The 16,337-nt window shown below is 31.8% G+C and carries 17 protein-coding genes, 2 tRNA genes and 1 riboswitch; of the genes, 16 read left to right on the plus strand and 3 right to left on the minus strand.

Features of this window, described 5'->3' with window-relative positions; genetic code table 11:
- Nucleotides 1-139: 139 nt before the first annotated feature.
- Nucleotides 140-1,819, plus strand: coding sequence for a DUF2339 domain-containing protein (locus AN960_RS13750; protein ID WP_056472434.1), 1,680 nt, complete (start codon nt 140-142; stop codon nt 1,817-1,819).
- Between the two features lie 17 nt (nt 1,820-1,836).
- Nucleotides 1,837-2,343 (plus strand): GNAT family N-acetyltransferase, encoded by a 507-nt coding sequence (locus AN960_RS13755; RefSeq protein WP_056472436.1) that lies wholly within the window; start codon nt 1,837-1,839, stop codon nt 2,341-2,343.
- An 849-nt stretch (nt 2,344-3,192) separates the two neighbouring features.
- Here AN960_RS13755 and hmpA read toward each other — a convergent pair.
- A complete protein-coding gene (gene hmpA, locus AN960_RS13760; RefSeq protein WP_056472439.1) occupies nt 3,193-4,437 on the minus strand; it encodes an NO-inducible flavohemoprotein in 1,245 nt (414 codons plus the stop codon).
- A gap of 186 nt (nt 4,438-4,623) precedes the next feature.
- Here hmpA and AN960_RS13765 point away from each other — a divergent pair, with 186 nt between their 5' ends.
- Nucleotides 4,624-5,067 carry an RrF2 family transcriptional regulator gene (locus AN960_RS13765; protein ID WP_056472442.1) on the plus strand — a complete coding sequence of 148 codons (444 nt, stop codon included), beginning with the start codon at nt 4,624-4,626 and terminating at the stop codon, nt 5,065-5,067.
- Between the two features lie 82 nt (nt 5,068-5,149).
- Here the strand turns inward: AN960_RS13765 and racE are convergent, their stop codons facing one another.
- Nucleotides 5,150-5,941, minus strand: a complete 792-nt coding sequence (gene racE, locus AN960_RS13770) for a glutamate racemase (protein WP_056472443.1) — start codon at nt 5,939-5,941, stop codon at nt 5,150-5,152.
- 230 nt (nt 5,942-6,171) lie between these two features.
- Nucleotides 6,172-6,281: riboswitch (TPP riboswitch) on the plus strand.
- An 88-nt stretch (nt 6,282-6,369) separates the two neighbouring features.
- On the opposite strand from racE, the gene AN960_RS13775 reads away from it, so the two are divergent.
- Genes AN960_RS13775 through AN960_RS13795 form a run of 5 tightly spaced genes read left to right on the plus strand, consistent with a single transcriptional unit; the run spans nt 6,370 to nt 9,932 of the window.
- Nucleotides 6,370-7,362, plus strand: coding sequence for an ABC transporter substrate-binding protein (locus AN960_RS13775; RefSeq protein ID WP_056472447.1), 993 nt, complete (start codon nt 6,370-6,372; stop codon nt 7,360-7,362).
- Between the two features lie 12 nt (nt 7,363-7,374).
- A complete protein-coding gene (locus tag AN960_RS13780; protein ID WP_056472450.1) occupies nt 7,375-7,665 on the plus strand; it encodes a thiamine-binding protein in 291 nt (96 codons plus the stop codon).
- Nucleotides 7,665-8,432: an ABC transporter permease gene (locus AN960_RS13785; RefSeq protein ID WP_056472454.1), complete on the plus strand. Its 768-nt coding sequence runs from the start codon at nt 7,665-7,667 to the stop codon at nt 8,430-8,432. The genes AN960_RS13780 and AN960_RS13785 overlap by 1 nt, the downstream gene beginning before the upstream one ends.
- Complete coding sequence (locus AN960_RS13790) at nt 8,429-9,160, plus strand: ABC transporter ATP-binding protein (RefSeq protein ID WP_056472457.1); 732 nt, start codon at nt 8,429-8,431, stop codon at nt 9,158-9,160. Before AN960_RS13785 ends, AN960_RS13790 begins: the two co-directional genes overlap by 4 nt.
- A gap of 4 nt (nt 9,161-9,164) precedes the next feature.
- Nucleotides 9,165-9,932: a TatD family hydrolase gene (locus AN960_RS13795; RefSeq protein WP_056472459.1), complete on the plus strand. Its 768-nt coding sequence runs from the start codon at nt 9,165-9,167 to the stop codon at nt 9,930-9,932.
- 286 nt (nt 9,933-10,218) lie between these two features.
- On the opposite strand, the gene AN960_RS13800 is transcribed toward AN960_RS13795, so the two are convergent.
- Nucleotides 10,219-10,443: a helix-turn-helix domain-containing protein gene (locus tag AN960_RS13800; RefSeq protein WP_056472461.1), complete on the minus strand. Its 225-nt coding sequence runs from the start codon at nt 10,441-10,443 to the stop codon at nt 10,219-10,221.
- Between the two features lie 206 nt (nt 10,444-10,649).
- Between AN960_RS13800 and AN960_RS13805 the strand changes: the two genes are divergently transcribed.
- The 8 genes from AN960_RS13805 (at nt 10,650) to AN960_RS13840 (ending at nt 16,050) form a co-directional block, all read left to right on the plus strand.
- A complete protein-coding gene (locus AN960_RS13805; RefSeq protein WP_056472464.1) occupies nt 10,650-11,684 on the plus strand; it encodes a GerMN domain-containing protein in 1,035 nt (344 codons plus the stop codon).
- 185 nt (nt 11,685-11,869) lie between these two features.
- The gene (gene rph, locus AN960_RS13810) at nt 11,870-12,610 is read left to right on the plus strand and encodes a ribonuclease PH (RefSeq protein ID WP_056472467.1); all 741 of its coding nucleotides are present in this window, start codon (nt 11,870-11,872) and stop codon (nt 12,608-12,610) included.
- 24 nt (nt 12,611-12,634) lie between these two features.
- Nucleotides 12,635-13,255 carry an XTP/dITP diphosphatase gene (locus AN960_RS13815; RefSeq protein WP_056472469.1) on the plus strand — a complete coding sequence of 207 codons (621 nt, stop codon included), beginning with the start codon at nt 12,635-12,637 and terminating at the stop codon, nt 13,253-13,255.
- Complete coding sequence (locus tag AN960_RS13820) at nt 13,255-13,758, plus strand: YfcE family phosphodiesterase (RefSeq protein ID WP_056472472.1); 504 nt, start codon at nt 13,255-13,257, stop codon at nt 13,756-13,758. Before AN960_RS13815 ends, AN960_RS13820 begins: the two co-directional genes overlap by 1 nt.
- Before the next feature lie 236 nt (nt 13,759-13,994).
- Nucleotides 13,995-14,068: transfer RNA gene (locus tag AN960_RS13825), tRNA-Gly, on the plus strand.
- Nucleotides 14,069-14,071: 3 nt separating this feature from the next.
- Nucleotides 14,072-14,145 (plus strand) — tRNA-Arg (locus AN960_RS13830).
- A gap of 211 nt (nt 14,146-14,356) precedes the next feature.
- Entirely contained in the window at nt 14,357-14,914 is a 558-nt protein-coding gene (locus AN960_RS13835) for a DUF4240 domain-containing protein (protein ID WP_056472474.1), read from the plus strand.
- A 152-nt stretch (nt 14,915-15,066) separates the two neighbouring features.
- Nucleotides 15,067-16,050 carry a hypothetical protein gene (locus tag AN960_RS13840; protein ID WP_056472477.1) on the plus strand — a complete coding sequence of 328 codons (984 nt, stop codon included), beginning with the start codon at nt 15,067-15,069 and terminating at the stop codon, nt 16,048-16,050.
- Nucleotides 16,051-16,337 lie beyond the last annotated feature (287 nt).

Raw genomic sequence — 16,337 nt, forward strand, 5'->3', positions numbered from 1 at the left:
ATATGACGAAATTTGCAAAAACATACTTCAAAAAAAAATTTAATAGGATAATACTCAATAATATCGAACTTATATGAAGGATGTCTTTTTTGTTATTTAGTCTTAATAAAATACATAGTTATGTTAAGAGGTGATGCAGTTGGATAATCAGAATCAAGATCTTCAAAAAAAGGTAGAAAAGCTTGAAGAAGAAGTTAGAGAAATGAAGAAACAAATTGAATTTCTCTTAATTACGAAGGGAACTTCAAACGAGACTAAACATATAAGCCAAACTAAAGTAAATAATCCTAAACCACAAATAACAGTTAGTAGACAGGTTAAAGTAACAGTCGAAAATGAAAAGGTTGATTATGAAGCACTTATTTTCCAAAAGTGGTTACCTAGATTTTTTATATTTATTTTCATACTTGGAGTAATGTGGGGATTTAAAGCGGCATCAGATTATGGGGTATTAAACAAGTATGCAAAAGTAGGAATTGGATTTATTATCGCCATTGCTTTATTCTGGTACGGAAATCGTCAAATGAAAGCTAAGCGATCAGCACTTGGCCAATCATTAATTGGTGGCGTGTTGCCAGTATTATTTTTAACTACGTTTGCTATGCATCATTTATATCTCATGGTTGGATCAACGATTGCATTTGTCCTTTTAATTATTTGGGTATGTATTGGTTTTTATTCTATGAATAGATACAAGTCAGAAGTAATTGGATTAATAAGTATAATAGGAGCCGTTTTTGTACCATTCCTAGTTAAAAGTGATTCGCCAAACTATTTATTTTTCTCTATCTATGAAACAGTGATTTATTTATGCTTTATGTTTTATGCAACATTTAAGAAATACAAATTCATCTATCTTTCGTCTGCAATATTATTGCATTTATCTTATTTAATAGTTGCTTTAGTTAATTTTAATACGAATGGAATTGAATATTTCGCACTAAGTATTCTCGTTCAGCATATTAGTTTGCTAGCTATATTGATTAAATCTAAGTTTGCTATTAAAAAGCAAGTATTAATTCTTCACACTAGTTTTATTTTAACAATCGGTTGGATCTTTAGTGCATTTGAAGATCTGAATAGAACAATGATTTTAATCTTTTTATGTGTAGGATACTTATTCCTGACTTTTTATTATAAAAAGAAATCGGATTTTTTCTTTGGATTTTCGACTAATTTTATATTGGCCATTTCATTCCTTTGTTTGGATAGTGTTTCAGAAAACTTACTATGTACAGTATTAATAATTCAAGCAGTATCATCTTATTTATTTTATTTAAAATATCGAGATCTGCTGAAATTAATTATAGCGGCTCTTACATTCATTCCTGTAGGCATATCCATTTTATCAGTTGGAATAGATTCTTTTTGGTCTTTTGAAACGTTGAATTGGTTTGTGCTAATTGTAGCGCTAGTTACGATTGGAATTTTGTCTTATAAAAATGAAGATGAAAAGCAATTTATCTTATTAAGCAGTTCTTTATTAATTACGGTTATATTGATTGCTTTTATAACACAAATTGTTCAAATAATTGCGGTAGATCAGTCTGACAATATGATTCGATTATTAATTAATATAAGTTGGATCTTGCTTTCGATTTTAGCTATGATACTTGGTAACATTAAGAAGTTTAAAGTTTGGACATATACTGGGATAGGTTTATTATTACTGACACTAGGAAAACTTGTATTAATAGATTTACCAAATATTACATTGATGGTTAGAGCTGGTTTATTTATACTGCTTGGCTTGATTGGTTTAGTAATTTCTAGAATATTTTTTAAGGGAAGTAGTAGTCAAAAAATCGAAAAAATTTAGTATACAGGAGTCAGTTAATGCTAATCACTGAAACTAAAAACTTATTATTAATGACTTTTACAGCAGATGCCATGGTTTCTGTTTTAAGTGGAAATAAAGAGTTAGAATTTGAAAATCAATTTTATACATTCGCTAATGGATGGCCAATTCTTGTATATAAAAATCTTTTCCCTTATAAAATCTCTCGTTTTCAAACTCACCCTACTGAGGAAAAATATGAAGGAATAATTATTCATAAAAAAGATCGAGTAATTATTGGGGACATGGGATTTAAAGGTGGTCCTGATGAAACTGGAATTATGGAAATAGGTTATAGTATCGCACCTAGTTATCAAGGTAAAGGATATGCAACTGAAATGGGTAGGGCTTTTTGTGAGTGGGGAATGAAGCAAAAGCATGTTACAAGAATAACTGCAATTTGTTCCATTTATAATCACGCCTCTATTAGAGTTTTAGAGAAAATTGGAATGATAAAAGTAAAAGAAGAAATTGAAAAATATTATTGGATGTTAGATAAAAAATAAATTAGTGATTTTCACTTATTAGAATGATTAATTTTTCTAGAAGAAGGTGGGCTTATTCTTACAACAAGAAATACATCTATCATCTTTATGGTCATAACTAAACGTGAATTTGGTCGATTCGTTTTGTACGATCTTATGATAAGCGGCTTAGTATATGGCTCTCTAAAAAAATACTACTCAAGTGACCTAATCGCAATTTTTGGTAGCTTTACAATACCGACAGTTTTAAAAAGAGTGGCTGTATTATTAGAACGGAAATAAAAAGAAGCACTAAATTGAGCATTCTTTCTCAGCTTGTTGAAATATAAAAAGGTCTATAGGGAAAAAATATTAATTAGAACATTATTGATGTTAAAATTCATTTTTTGGATGATCTATCTATTAATAGTTTTAAATTTTAATATGGTTGAGCAATTTTATGATTCAAATAACACTAGTAATGGTTTTTGAAGTTAAAAATATTATGAGCTTATTTTTAGAAGAACAATTTCAATTGATTAGTTTATTAAATAATGTTCGATATTAATTGACCTACAAACTGATTAATAAACAACTGATAGGATACTCTAAGTAAATGCTATTTGAATAAATTTTAATGGAGACTTTTTTTGATGAATAAGTTGATTGGAACGGAGGGTTGCTCGACTCCTATGGGAAATGCGGGAAGGCTGAGACCCCACAGGAACGAACGTGACGAGGAGGCTCAGGTCTCGCCCCATGGAAAGCGAGCATCCTGTAGTGGAAATCAACATCATTCTACTCCTTTTACGAAAATTTGGTAATTTAAGTAACAAAGTTGTTTTTCAACAGCGTAAAAAAAGGATGCTCATTGAGCATCCTTTCTAAATATTAACCTTGTTGTACAGGACTTTTAGGTTCAGTATCTAAATTCATTGCTGGTCCGAAGAATTCATAATGAATTTGTGTATCTTTAATACCTAATTCTTTTAAACTAGTAATAATTGATTTTAAAAACGGTACTGGTCCACATACGTAATAATCTGCATTGTCTGATTTAATATTGTTATTTAACCATTCTGCATCAATATAGCCTTGCTTTTTAAAGTTATTGTTTTGAAGATCTTCCTCAGAAGGATTCTCATAAACAAATGATAAATTGTAATTTGTTAATTGCTCTTTTAATTGGTTTAATTCATTTTCAAATGCTTGTAATTTACCGTTTCTTGAAGCACTAATGAAGTTAACTCGACGTTGTGGTTGATTACTTGCAATTGACTTAGCCATACTGATCAATGGTGTAATTCCAACACCACCACTTAAGAAAACAACATCTGAATCAATTTCAGTATTTAAAGTAAATTCACCTGCTGGGGCAGTAATTTCTAACGTATCACCAACATTTACTTGATTGTGTAGATAGTTTGAGAATTTACCTAGAGGTTGGTTTTCTTCAGCTTCTCTTTTTACTGAAATTCTAAAGTGATTTTTACCTGGTGCCTCAGATAAACTATATTGTCTGTTAGATAGATATTCTTCACCAGGAATTTGTGAACGAACAGTAATATATTGACCTGGTAAGAAAGTAGGCACTGAAGAACCATCTTTAGGAACTAAGTAGAATGATGTTATTACATCGCTTTCTTCAACTTTTTCGATGACTTTAAATTCTTTAAATTCAGACCATCCGCCTTCTTGAGATGAAGCTGCTTCATACATTTCTTTTTCGATATCGATAAATACTTGAGCAATAATTCCATATGCTTCAGCCCAAGCACCTAGTATTTCATCAGTTGCAGCATCACCAAGTACTTCTTTAATTGCCCCTAGTAGATGTTGCCCTACGATTGGATAGTGTTCTGCTTTAACTTGAAGACTGCGGTGCTTTTGCGCAATTTGTTTTACAACCGGAATAATTGTTGCTAGTTTATCAATGTTTTGTGCTGCAGCTAAAACAGTATTTGCAAGAGCCGTTTGTTGTCTACCTTTTTGTTGATTTGTATGATTGAATACATTTAATAATTCAGGATGATTAGTAAATAAATTTTTATAGAATACTTTAGTGATCTCTGTACCCTTTACTTCTAAGACCGGAACTGTTGACTTAATAATATCAATTGTTTTTTGAGATAGCATGAAAAATCCCCCTAATCACGTTTCAAAGTAGTATTGTAAATACATCTTTATCTTAGACCTAGAAATTATTTAAAGCAATATGTAAAATACTTCTTTTGTGATTTTTTTCGCAAAAATACATAAAAGTTTAAAAAATGTTCACAATTATGCTATGATTAAATTTAAATAAAACAGTGAGGACAAGTTATGCGTTTAACAACTTATTCGGATTACTCTCTTCGTGTACTAATATTTCTAAGCTCTGAGCCACGTGAAAAATTAGTTAATATTAAAGACATCGCTGAAGCTTATGGTATTTCTAAAAACCATTTAATGAAAATAATTTATAATTTAGGAAAGATGGGCTATATCGAAACGATACGTGGTAGAAACGGTGGAATCCGTTTAGCTAAATTGCCTACAGAAATAAATATTGGTGAAATAATTCGTAAAACTGAAGAAGACTTTAATATTGTAGAATGTTTTGAGCACGGCAATACTTGTGTAATCACACCAGTTTGCTCTTTAAAACATATATTTAATAAAGCGTTGGATCAATTTTTACAAGTTTTAGATCAATATACATTGGATGATATTGTAAAGAACAATGCCATGCTAAAAGATTATTTTTCCATTAATACAAAGGAATAATATAACATTGAAGAGCGCACGCAATTAAAAAACACAAAAACCAACAAAGGATTACTTTGTTGGTTTTTTCATTTAGAATGGTCTATAGTTTTATATATTTTACGTTTTCCATCGGTTCTTGGAATAAAGATGACGCTATTTTACTAAAAATGGTTGGATCCCCAGTTGTAAAAAATTCATGTGAAGTGATTTCGGAGTTAGATAAGATATTTTGTTGATCTAGTATTGCACTTACCTCTAAAGCTGTTTCATCGCCAGAGCTAATAAGTTGGATCGATGGTCCCATCACTTTTTGAATAATTGGACCGAGTAGTGGGTAATGAGTACACCCTAGTATTAGGGTATCAATATTTGAATCAATAAGCGGTGCAAGAGTGTGCTTAACAATATCAAATATTTCAGGTTTATTGTAGTCCCCATTTTCAACAATCCCAGCAAACTCTGGACATGCCAAACCTTCAATTAAAACTTTGTCATTAATCCTCTTTAATGCAGAATGATAAGCTTTACTATTAATAGTAGCATTCGTTCCGATGACACCGATTTGGTCATTTTGTGTTAATTTTATTGCTGCTCTGGCACCTGGGCGAACAACACCAATGACCGGGATATGAAGTTTTTCCCGCATTTCATTTAAGACGACTGAAGTTGCAGTATTACAGGCGATGACTAACATTTTTATATCTTTTTCCAGTAGAAAATTAGTCATTTCCCAAGTGAATTCCCTAATTTCCGTATATGGTCGTGATCCGTATGGACATCTTGCTGTATCGCCTAAGTATAAAATGTCCTCTTTAGGTAATTGTCTTATAATTTGTTTGGCAACTGTTAAGCCCCCAACACCTGAGTCAATGACTCCGATTGGTTTATTCAAAAAATCCCCTCATTTTACTTAAATATTGTTGATGTAGTATATTCTTTATTCATATAAGATTTTACTATAAGAAATGATATTTTTGTTTATCATTCTCTTTTTAAAAATGTTATAATTTCATAGTTTTATTACGCCTATTAACTGAGTATTAAAACAATTAAACGCAAGTTAAAAATAATTCGTAAATTCAACCATTATCTGTTATATTAATGAGGAAAAGTTTATATATGAGAAAAATGTGGAGGAGCCGGTGTTGCTGGCTGAGATAGCGTCCTTAAGATGTTGACTCTTAGAACCTGATCTGGGTGATGCCAGCGTAGGGAACAGTATCTCTTTTTAGATATGTTTTTTACAGCGCATTCACGTCCGGGTTAATATCCGGGCGTTTTCTTTTTGTATAAACAAAGAACAAAAAGGAGATATAGATAATGAAAAAATTAGTAGTATTTTTAGTGGCTATTTGTTTAATGTTAACTGGATGTGGTCAAAACAAAACTACCACTACTAAAAAGACAAAGCAATTAAAAAAGGTGACTGTCGTACTAGACTGGACCCCGAATACAAATCATACTGGGCTATTTGTTGCTAAGGATAAAGGTTACTTTAAGGAACAAGGACTTGATGTAGATATAATCAACCCGGGAGAAACAGGAGCAGACCAATTGGTGGCATCTGGTAAAGCAGATTTTGGGGTTTCTTATCAAGAGTCAATTACACAAGCAAGAGTTCAAAATGTACCGATTGTTTCAATTGCAGCAATTATTCAACATAATACTTCTGGGTTTGCATCACCAGTGAAAAAAGAAATTAAGTCTCCAAAAGATTTCGTTGGAAAAACTTATGGTGGATGGGGTTCACCGGTTGAAAAGGCTATTTTAAAATCACTTATGTCAGAAGAAAATGCGAATGTTAATAAGTTAAATATCGTTAATATGGGCGATGCTGATTTCTTTACTGCAGTAAAAAGAGATATCGATTTTGCGTGGATTTATCAAGGATGGACAGGAATTGAAGCTGAGCTTCGTGGAGAAAAATTAAACATGATTTATTTAACAGATTATAGTAAAAAGCTAGATTACTATACTCCAGTTTTAGCTACGAATGAAAAAATGATTAGTAAAAATCCTAAAATTGTAAAAGCGTTTGTTGCTGCAGCGTCAAAAGGATATAATTTTGCGATTGATCATCCAAAAGAAGCTGCATCAATTTTAATAAAGGATAATCCGGATTTAGATAAAAAATTAGTTGAAAAAAGCCAAGAATGGTTAGCATCTAAATATAAAGATGATGCAAATCGTTGGGGTGAGCAAAAATTATCAGTTTGGAAAAACTATGCAGATTTCTTAGCTGAAAATAAATTATTAGAAGGAAACTTTAAGCCAAAAGAAGCATTTACGAATGATTTCTTACCAGCGAAATAAGGAGGAGTTAATATGCAAACTACTTTAATGAGTGTCCAAATTATACCGAAAACAAATAATATTGAGGATGTTATTCCAGCAGTTGATGAAGCGATTAAAATTATTGATGAATCAGGTGTAAAATATCAAGTTCAGCCTTTAGAAACAACTATGGAAGGTGACTTGAATCAATTGTTAAATGTTGTTCAAAAAATGAATGAAAGAATGATTGAAATAGGTTGCCATAATGTTATAACTCAAATGAAAATACTTTACCAACCACAAGGTATCACTATGGATGTATTAACGGAGAAGTACCGTTAATGAAATCTAAAAATATAAAAGGATGGCAACCAATCGTTGTCATCCTGCTTTTTTTAATCTGTTGGCAGCTAAGTATTAAAATTTGGAAAATCGAATCTTGGTTATTGCCAGGGCCGATCTCAATCTTTAAAGAAGGAATGAAATCATCTGATTCACTACTTCCTCACATTTCTTCTACAATTCAATTAACGATTATTGGTCTGTTAATTGGTAGTTTATTAGGATTTTTAATAGCATTTCTATTGCATTTAATACCTGGTGTTAGGGAAGCTTTTTACCCGTTATTAATTCTTTCGCAAAATGTACCAATTATCGTTTTGGCACCGCTTTTAATTATTTGGTTTGGATTTGGTGTATTACCTAAATTAATTATAATTTCTCTTGTTTGTTTTTTCCCTGTTACAGTTTCAGCGTTGGATGGTTTCAGACAAACACCAAGTGAACTAATAAATTATATGAAAATGGCAGGAGCATCTAAATCACAAATTTTTTGGAAAGTTGAGTTACCTTTTTCTCTACCTTCCATTTTTTCCGGCTTAAAGATTTCAGCAACTTATAGTGTTATGGGGGCAGTCATATCTGAATGGCTAGGAGCAAAATCTGGAATTGGGGTATATATGACTTTAGCTTCATCTTCATTTAGAACTGATCGAGTATTTGTTTCAATTTTTATCATTATGTTTTTAAGTATGCTTTTCTTCTTCCTAATAGTCGTAATTGAACGTTTTACTGTTAAATGGAAAGTTAAAGGGGAGAAACGGAAATGACATTACAAGTAGAACAATTATCAAAGAGTTATAGCGGGCATCAAGTGTTAGATAATATCTCCCTTTATGTAAACGAGGGTGAATTTGTATCAATTTTAGGTCCATCTGGTAGTGGGAAAAGTACGTTGTTTCATCTTATAGGTGGTTTACTAAAACCTGATTCTGGAGAAGTAAGGTTAAATGGGTCGATAATAAATGGAGAACTTGGTCATATTAGTTTTATGCCCCAGGATCATTCATTACTACCTTGGAGAACAGTATTAAAAAATATTGTTTTGTCACAGGAATTAAAACATAAACCTGATGAAAAGTTGGCAAGAGACTGGCTTAAAAGAACTGGTTTAGAAAACTATGAGAATGCTTACCCTCATGAATTATCTGGTGGGATGAAGCAACGAGTTTCATTTTTAAGATCATTACTAGCACCGCAGTCGTTTATGTGTATGGATGAGCCTTTTTCAGCTTTAGATGAATTCACTAGACTTGAAATGCAACAATGGCTTTTATCAATTTGGGAAGAGCAACGACGATCAATTTTATTGGTTACACATAATATTGATGAAGCGTTGTTAATGTCTGATCGAATATATATATTTTCTGACAAACCTGCCAAAATCAAAGAAGAAATCATTGTGCCATTTCCAAGACCACGCAAAAAAGAATTATTATTAAGTGACGAATTTATGGAATATAAAAGAAAAATCTATTTGGCTTTAGAGAAGGAGTAGTACGATGAAAATGATAGATGCTCATATTCATTTAGATTCTTATGATACTAGTCAAAGAGAAGAAATATTAACTAATATAGAAAGACACGAAATCGAGGCGATCATTTCGGTTTCGATGAATTTAAAATCTAGTAAGAAAAATTTAGAGTTAAAAAAACAAAATAATAGTGTATATCCAGCATTCGGATTTCATCCTGAACAACAAATTCCATCTGATGAAGAGGTTGATAAATTAATTGAATGGATTAAGTTCCATCAGGATGAAATGGTCGCAATCGGAGAAGTTGGATTACCATATTATAAGAATTTGGTAGAAAAGATTAATTACGTACCTTATATTAGGTTACTAGAAAAATTTATCTCACTTGCAAGAGAGTTAAATAAACCGATCATATTACATGCAGTGTATGAGGACGCCGAAACCGTATGTAATCTATTAGAAAAATATTTTATTCAAAAAGCTCATTTTCATTGGTTTAAAGGAGACGATCATTCAATTAAACGGATGATAAAAAATGAGTATTTTATCTCAATTACACCAGATGTATTATATGAAAATGAGATTCAAGATTTAGTAAAAAAGTATCCTTTAGAATTAATGATGGTAGAAACTGATGGTCCTTGGCCATTTGAAGGGCCTTTTGAGAATGAGTGGACACATCCTAAATTTATGCATCAATCGGTTGCAAAGATAGCTGAGTTAAAAGACATAGATTTATTAGTTGCATATAAAACTTTATATGAAAATACTAAGAAATTTTATAGTATTTAAAATAAGAAGATCGTTTTCTAAATGGAAACGATTTTTTATTTTAGATAGGTAAAAAGAGTTAAAATAAAATCCCCCTATAGCAGAGTTTCTATCCTAATATACGGATAGGCTTTTTTATCTACTATAAGTAGGATATAAAGTGAAAATTTCATTTCAGATAAACAGATTCTTACAAGCTAGAAAATAGAGAAAAATAAAACTTAAGTTTCAATGTAAATACCAAAACCGGCATGTCGATTAGAATGCCGGCAGTATGTTGGTTTGTAGAAGTGTTTCTACAAAATAACTACAGTTCAAGCTCTCCCATACGAAGAAGCTCAATAACTGCTTGTGATCGCCCCTTAACCCCAAGCTTCTGCATTGCATTTGAAATATGATTTCTCACAGTTTTTTCACTTATAAAAAGTTCTTCAGCAATTTCTCTTGTAGTCTTATCTTGAACAAGAAGCTCAAATACTTCTTTTTCACGCTTTGTGAGTGTGTGCTTTGTTTGATAGTCTCTATCCTTCAACTGTGCTAACCCTCCTTGCTTGACCGAGCTGTTCTTCGGATGGGTATTCATTTAGTCTTTTTATCATATGAACGATAGGTCTTTTAGGTGAATATTTCCAGTAAATTTAGAGCTAGATTTAAATTATTTATTTTTTTCTATTTAGCTTGTTCTAAAAAATGTACATGCTCGTATAAATAATAAAAAAGCGTGGGGGGAGTATGGTGATGAAAAAAAGATTGTTAGTAACAGCAGCGGTATGTGGAATCGCAACAATGAGTGGATGTAGTTTACTTCCAACAAAATCTTCAACTGACATTGATCCACCTAAAACTGTAGTTTATAAAAGTGATCAACCTTCAAAAGAAGTAGCAAAGAAGGAAGAAACGGTAAAAAGGGAATTATATTTAATTGACCGTAACGGGTATGTTGTACCGCAAACTTTCCAATTACCTAAGTCTACTAGCTTGGCTAAACAAGCGTTAGAGTACTTAGTAAAAGATGGTCCTGTTACAGATGAATTACCAAATGGTTTCCAAGCAGTTTTACCTCCGAATACAGAAGTTTTAGGTGTTCAAACTCAAAAGGATGGTACGATTATTGCTGATTTTTCACCAGAATTTAAGCAATACCGTGCTGAAGATGAATTAAAAGTGTTTCAAGCTGTTACTTGGACTTTAACTCAATTTGATAATGTGACAAAGGTGAAAATTCGAGTAAACGGAAAAGAGCTTGCATCAATGCCAGTAAATAAGGCTCAGATTGGTGATGGGTTAACAAGAGATGATGGAATTAACTTTGATAAGGGTGACATTGTAGATATTATGAACTCAAGACCAGTTACGCTATATTATGTTTCTCAAGGGGAAATGGGAGACACTTATTATGTACCTGTAACGGCAAGGATTTCTAATGCTGAAACGGATGCATATTCAGCAATCGTAAATGAACTTGTAAAAGGTCCATCCGAATATTCAAATTTAGTTTCCGATTTTGGAACTGATACGAAACTTGTTAGTCAACCTGTTTTCAAAGGCGGTAAGTTAGTACTTAATTTTAACGATGGTATCTATGGCAATATAGCAAAAAATATGATCAATAATGATGTATTACAGCCACTTGTTCTTTCTTTAACAGAGCAAAAAGGAGTTAAGTCTATTGAAATTCAAATCAATGGTAAATTAACTGCGCTAGACCAACAAGGTAAGCCTTTAAGCCAACCTGTTTCTAGGCCTAAGGATGTAAATACGAAAAAGTTGTAAGCTGGTAGTTAGGAAAAAATCATAATTGCCTTTTAAAAAATGTTAAAATATCAACCTTGTACAAAAATTATGATGATTTTTGTACAAGGTTTTTAATTTTATCTTTAAATTACACTTAATAAGTAGAAATGAAATCATATTTTTGTCTATACTAGTATTTGGAAGATTTTGTAGGAGGAACGAACATGACAAGAACAGATGGAAGATTAAATAATGAACTTAGACCAATAGAGATTATTACTCACTATACAAAACATGCAGAAGGTTCTGTACTTATAAGTATTGGTGATACGAAGGTAATTTGTAATGCAACAGTTGAAGACCGTGTACCACCATTTTTGAGAAATAGCGGAAAAGGTTGGATTTCAGCAGAATATTCTATGTTACCTAGGGCTACTCAAGAGCGTACAATTCGTGAATCATCTAAAGGGAAAGTAACTGGTCGAACAATGGAAATTCAACGATTAATTGGAAGAGCTTTAAGAGCAGTTGTTGATTTAGAGGCACTTGGTGAAAAGACAATTTGGATCGACTGTGATGTAATTCAAGCAGATGGAGGAACAAGAACTACTTCAATTACTGGTGCATTTGTTGCTATGATGCTAGCTTTTGATAAATTAATTAAAATGGATAAATTAAAATCGTATCCGGTAAAAGATTATTTAGCAGCAACTTCAGTTGGTATTTTAGATGAGCTTGGACCAGTACTAGATTTATATTATGTAGAAGATTCGGCTGCAAGTGTTGATATGAATATTATTATGACTGGAAAAGGGCAGTTTGTTGAACTTCAAGGGACTGGTGAAGAAGCAACATTTTCAAGAGAAGAATTAAATGAATTATTATCTTTAGGTGAATTAGGAATTAAATCTCTAATTGAAAAACAAAAAGAAGTGTTATTACAAGAAGGTATTAAATTTCAATAATTATTTCGAGGAGAGACTTTCAGGATGGAAACAATCATTATTGCGACTAATAATCAAGGCAAAGTGAAGGATTTTGAAGCGCTTTTTAACCCGATGGGATTTCAAATTAAATCTTTAAAAGACTTTCCTGAAATTCAAGAAGTTGAAGAAACAGGAACTACATTTGAAGAAAATGCGATTTTAAAAGCTGAGTATTTAGCAAGAGAGCTAAATACGCCTGTAATTGCAGATGACTCTGGATTAATAGTGGATGCACTTGATGGTAGACCAGGCGTTTATTCTGCTCGATATGCTGGATTACATAAAAGTGACGAAGATAATTTACAAAAAGTATTAAATGAATTAGAAGGCGTTTTTCCTGGCAAAAGAACTGCGCGATTTTATTGTGCTTTAGCTTTAGCAGTTCCTGGTAAAAAAACAATCACTGTTTATGGTACAGTTGAAGGGTATATTGCCAATGAAAAAAGAGGAACAAACGGATTTGGCTACGATCCAATATTCTTTTTGCCAGAATTAGATAAAACCATGGCTGAATTAACAACAGATGAAAAAGGTGGCTTAAGTCATCGTGCAAATGCAATTAAATCATTAATGAATGTTATAAATAAAGAAGATAAAGACTTGTTATTTAGAGGATCAAATTAATGAAAGTACTAATTGCAAGTGATAGCCATGGATTGACGAAACCATTACAAGAAATCGCCGACCGATATCGTGACAGTGTAGATTTAATGATACACTGTGGAGATTCGGAATTAGAAGTAAATGCTAAGGAACTAAAGGATTATAATGTTGTAAGAGGAAATTGTGATTTCAGAGGAGAATTCCCTGAAGAATTTATTCACCGTGGGAATGAATATACAATCTATGCAACACATGGTCATTTACATGGAATAAAACAGTCATTACAAAAGCTGTATTATCGTTGTAAAGAGGTTGGAGCAACAATTGCTTGTTTCGGTCACTCACATGTATTAGGAGCCGAGGTAATTGATGGTGTGCTTTTTATAAACCCTGGCAGCATTTTATTACCGAGAATGCGTAAAGAAAAGACTTATGCTATTCTTGAAACAATTGGTAAGAAAGCTAATGTTACTTTTTATAATACAGATGGAACGGAGCTTATAACTACTTCATTTGAATTATAATGAATAAAGGGAGGTTAGTAGCTTAACATGCTACTAACCTTATCTAAAAACAAAAAATTTCTAAGTACTAAAAGCCGAAAAACCCTAATAAACTAAGGTAATTATATAACTTATAAATTTTTTCCTTTATTTTGGAAAAAAAGTTTTAAAATAGTGTTGACTTTAATTTGCATAGTGACTATAATAAATATTGTCGACAGGGTGATGTCGCAAAGAAATAAAAAAACAAAACATATGCGGGTGTAGTTTAATGGTAAAATAGAAGCCTTCCAAGCTTCGGTCGTGGGTTCGATTCCCATCACCCGCTCCATATGTCCTGGTAGCTCAGCAGGATAGAGCAACGGCCTTCTAAGCCGTCGGTCGGGGGTTCGAATCCCTCTCAGGACGTCCAAAAGACACTTGTTTTACGAAATGTAAAATAAGTGTCTTTTTTTGTGTTTTAACTACTTTTAATTTAAGAACCTTAGAAATAAAATGATGAATTACGTTTACTATATAAATTAGTAAGGATTCCTTTCAATTATTAGAAATCTTAGATCATCATAAAATTTATACTAGATATGTTATTCTAGTATAAAAAAAGAGTGGAGTGATATAAATGAACGAAAAAGAATTTTGGAGTTTAATATCCAAAATGCATATTGTTGAAGAACCATATAAATGGGTAATAAATCATTTAGCTAAACAATCAGAGGAAGAGATAGCTAGTTTTGAAATTCAATTTGAAACTTTTTTTTCGAAAGCGTATACCACAAATCTTTTAGGAGCTGCATGGATCATCATGGATGGCTGTTCTGAGGATTCATTTGCAAATTTTAGAGCGTGGTTAATCGGTCAAGGAGAACAAGTTTACAAGAAAACGTTAAATGACCCGGATTATTTAGCTGAATACATCTTTCCTATTTATGAAGAAGAGGGACTTACGCCAGAATTAGAAGATATGTTAGATCTAGCTTTACAAGCATATACAATCAAGCGTAAAGGCGATGATGATTGGGATGATCAATTGTGGAATGAGTTCAATTCACTAATTGAAAGCAAAGGCTATGATTATCCTGAACAACAATTAACGATCGATTGGAAGTCGAAAGACGAATTAAAAGCTAAGTTTCCAAAGTTATGGAAAAGATTTGGCAATAAACCATTAGGATACTAAAAAATAGCTAAATACAGTAGTTGGAATAAATGGTAACTTAAAAACTGATTCATCCATATGCGTATCTTTAATATTTTAAATAATTTTAATTCATGATACACTTTTTCATAACTAGTTTGTGCAGGAAATAACAAATGTTAGGGGAGAGTAACATGGAAGACAATATTGTCTTTTTTCCTAAACTGAAGGATCGGATCATAAATTTAGGTAAAAAAGCATTAGAAGAAAAAAATTATAGTAAAGCTTTAATGTTATGTAATCAATTAAAAGAAATGAATGAGCATAATTCACAAACAGAACTTGCTGCAGTCGCGTGTCTTTTAGAAGGGAATCAGGCTAGGGAAGCTAAGGAGAGATGTGAGGATTTAGTTTTCGGGCCATTTGAGAGTGATGAAGCAATTGAAGTATACATAAGCATTTTATTCCAATTAAAAGAATATGAAGAATTACAAAAAAATATAAAAAGACTACTCACTCAAAAACGGATTGATGAAAATCAAATGGATAAGTTTCAGGCGATGCTCTCATTATCAAAGAAAGTAATTTCAGATCGTGAAGGCATTAAGGGTGAAGTTCTTAATTTACATATGATAGTTGAAAACTCTGAGCCCATTGATAAACAGCTCGAATTAATTAATGAATTAAGGGGATTGGATTGTAACCTTGTTATCGACCAAATTAGCGAAATATTAAAAAGCCCCAGAGCAAATCCGTTAATTCAAAGTTTTATTTTGTTTATTTTACAAGAACAATCAATCGATAAAGATTTTGAACTTAACAAAGTAAACCAAAGAATGGTTTGGAATACATCAGTTTCAGTCGATGAACATAAAACATTTGTAGATGCTATATTAAAAAAATTAAGTGACGTATTAGAAAGTGAAGACCCTTCTGCTTTCGAAATCGCAAAAACACACTTCCAGCACTTTATTACAATTTACTTCCCTTTTATCCCAATACCAGCGGATATCAATACATGGGCAGCTTGTTTCTATTGCATCGTTCAACAATTTTTTGATCGTAGCGTAGATGAAGAGGAACTAAAAGACTTATTTAATGTAGAATATTTTCCTGTAAAAAGTGCAATTGCTTTAGTAAAACGCTTTGAAGATGAAGGATACTTTAACATAAAATAACATAGTTGGAAAAACATAGATGGTCCATTCGGTCTTCTATGTTTTTTAAGTTAAAAAAGGAATGGAAAATAAGTACTATAAAGGAAGACTAGAAGGATTAGGTCGCGGCCTACTATAAAAGTAATATAAAAATAAAAATGATTTACTTCCTAAATTAAAAAATCCTAATATTTTCTCCTTATAAAAATAGGAAATATTGAAACAAAAAAGGAATGTGTTATAATAGAATGGTTGTAACGACTATTTACTTAATTATACATGCATTTTCTTTATTAAATATGGACAGG

Origin of the sequence: Bacillus sp. FJAT-25509 (genome assembly GCF_001420605.1) — a bacterium.
Taxonomy (GTDB): Bacteria; Bacillota; Bacilli; order Bacillales; family Bacillaceae_G; genus Gottfriedia.

Bases quoted from the DNA above. Each gene is read 5' to 3' on its own strand.
- AN960_RS13755 (WP_056472436.1), top strand. From the start codon at position 1,837: ATGCTAATCACTGAAACTAAAAACTTATTATTAATGACTTTTACAGCA.
- hmpA (WP_056472439.1), bottom strand. From the start codon at position 4,437: ATGCTATCTCAAAAAACAATTGATATTATTAAGTCAACAGTTCCGGTC.
- AN960_RS13765 (WP_056472442.1), top strand. From the start codon at position 4,624: ATGCGTTTAACAACTTATTCGGATTACTCTCTTCGTGTACTAATATTT.
- AN960_RS13775 (WP_056472447.1), top strand. From the start codon at position 6,370: ATGAAAAAATTAGTAGTATTTTTAGTGGCTATTTGTTTAATGTTAACT.
- AN960_RS13780 (WP_056472450.1), top strand. From the start codon at position 7,375: ATGCAAACTACTTTAATGAGTGTCCAAATTATACCGAAAACAAATAAT.
- AN960_RS13785 (WP_056472454.1), top strand. From the start codon at position 7,665: ATGAAATCTAAAAATATAAAAGGATGGCAACCAATCGTTGTCATCCTG.
- AN960_RS13790 (WP_056472457.1), top strand. From the start codon at position 8,429: ATGACATTACAAGTAGAACAATTATCAAAGAGTTATAGCGGGCATCAA.
- AN960_RS13795 (WP_056472459.1), top strand. From the start codon at position 9,165: ATGAAAATGATAGATGCTCATATTCATTTAGATTCTTATGATACTAGT.
- AN960_RS13805 (WP_056472464.1), top strand. From the start codon at position 10,650: ATGAAAAAAAGATTGTTAGTAACAGCAGCGGTATGTGGAATCGCAACA.
- rph (WP_056472467.1), top strand. From the start codon at position 11,870: ATGACAAGAACAGATGGAAGATTAAATAATGAACTTAGACCAATAGAG.
- AN960_RS13815 (WP_056472469.1), top strand. From the start codon at position 12,635: ATGGAAACAATCATTATTGCGACTAATAATCAAGGCAAAGTGAAGGAT.
- AN960_RS13820 (WP_056472472.1), top strand. From the start codon at position 13,255: ATGAAAGTACTAATTGCAAGTGATAGCCATGGATTGACGAAACCATTA.
- AN960_RS13835 (WP_056472474.1), top strand. From the start codon at position 14,357: ATGAACGAAAAAGAATTTTGGAGTTTAATATCCAAAATGCATATTGTT.
- AN960_RS13840 (WP_056472477.1), top strand. From the start codon at position 15,067: ATGGAAGACAATATTGTCTTTTTTCCTAAACTGAAGGATCGGATCATA.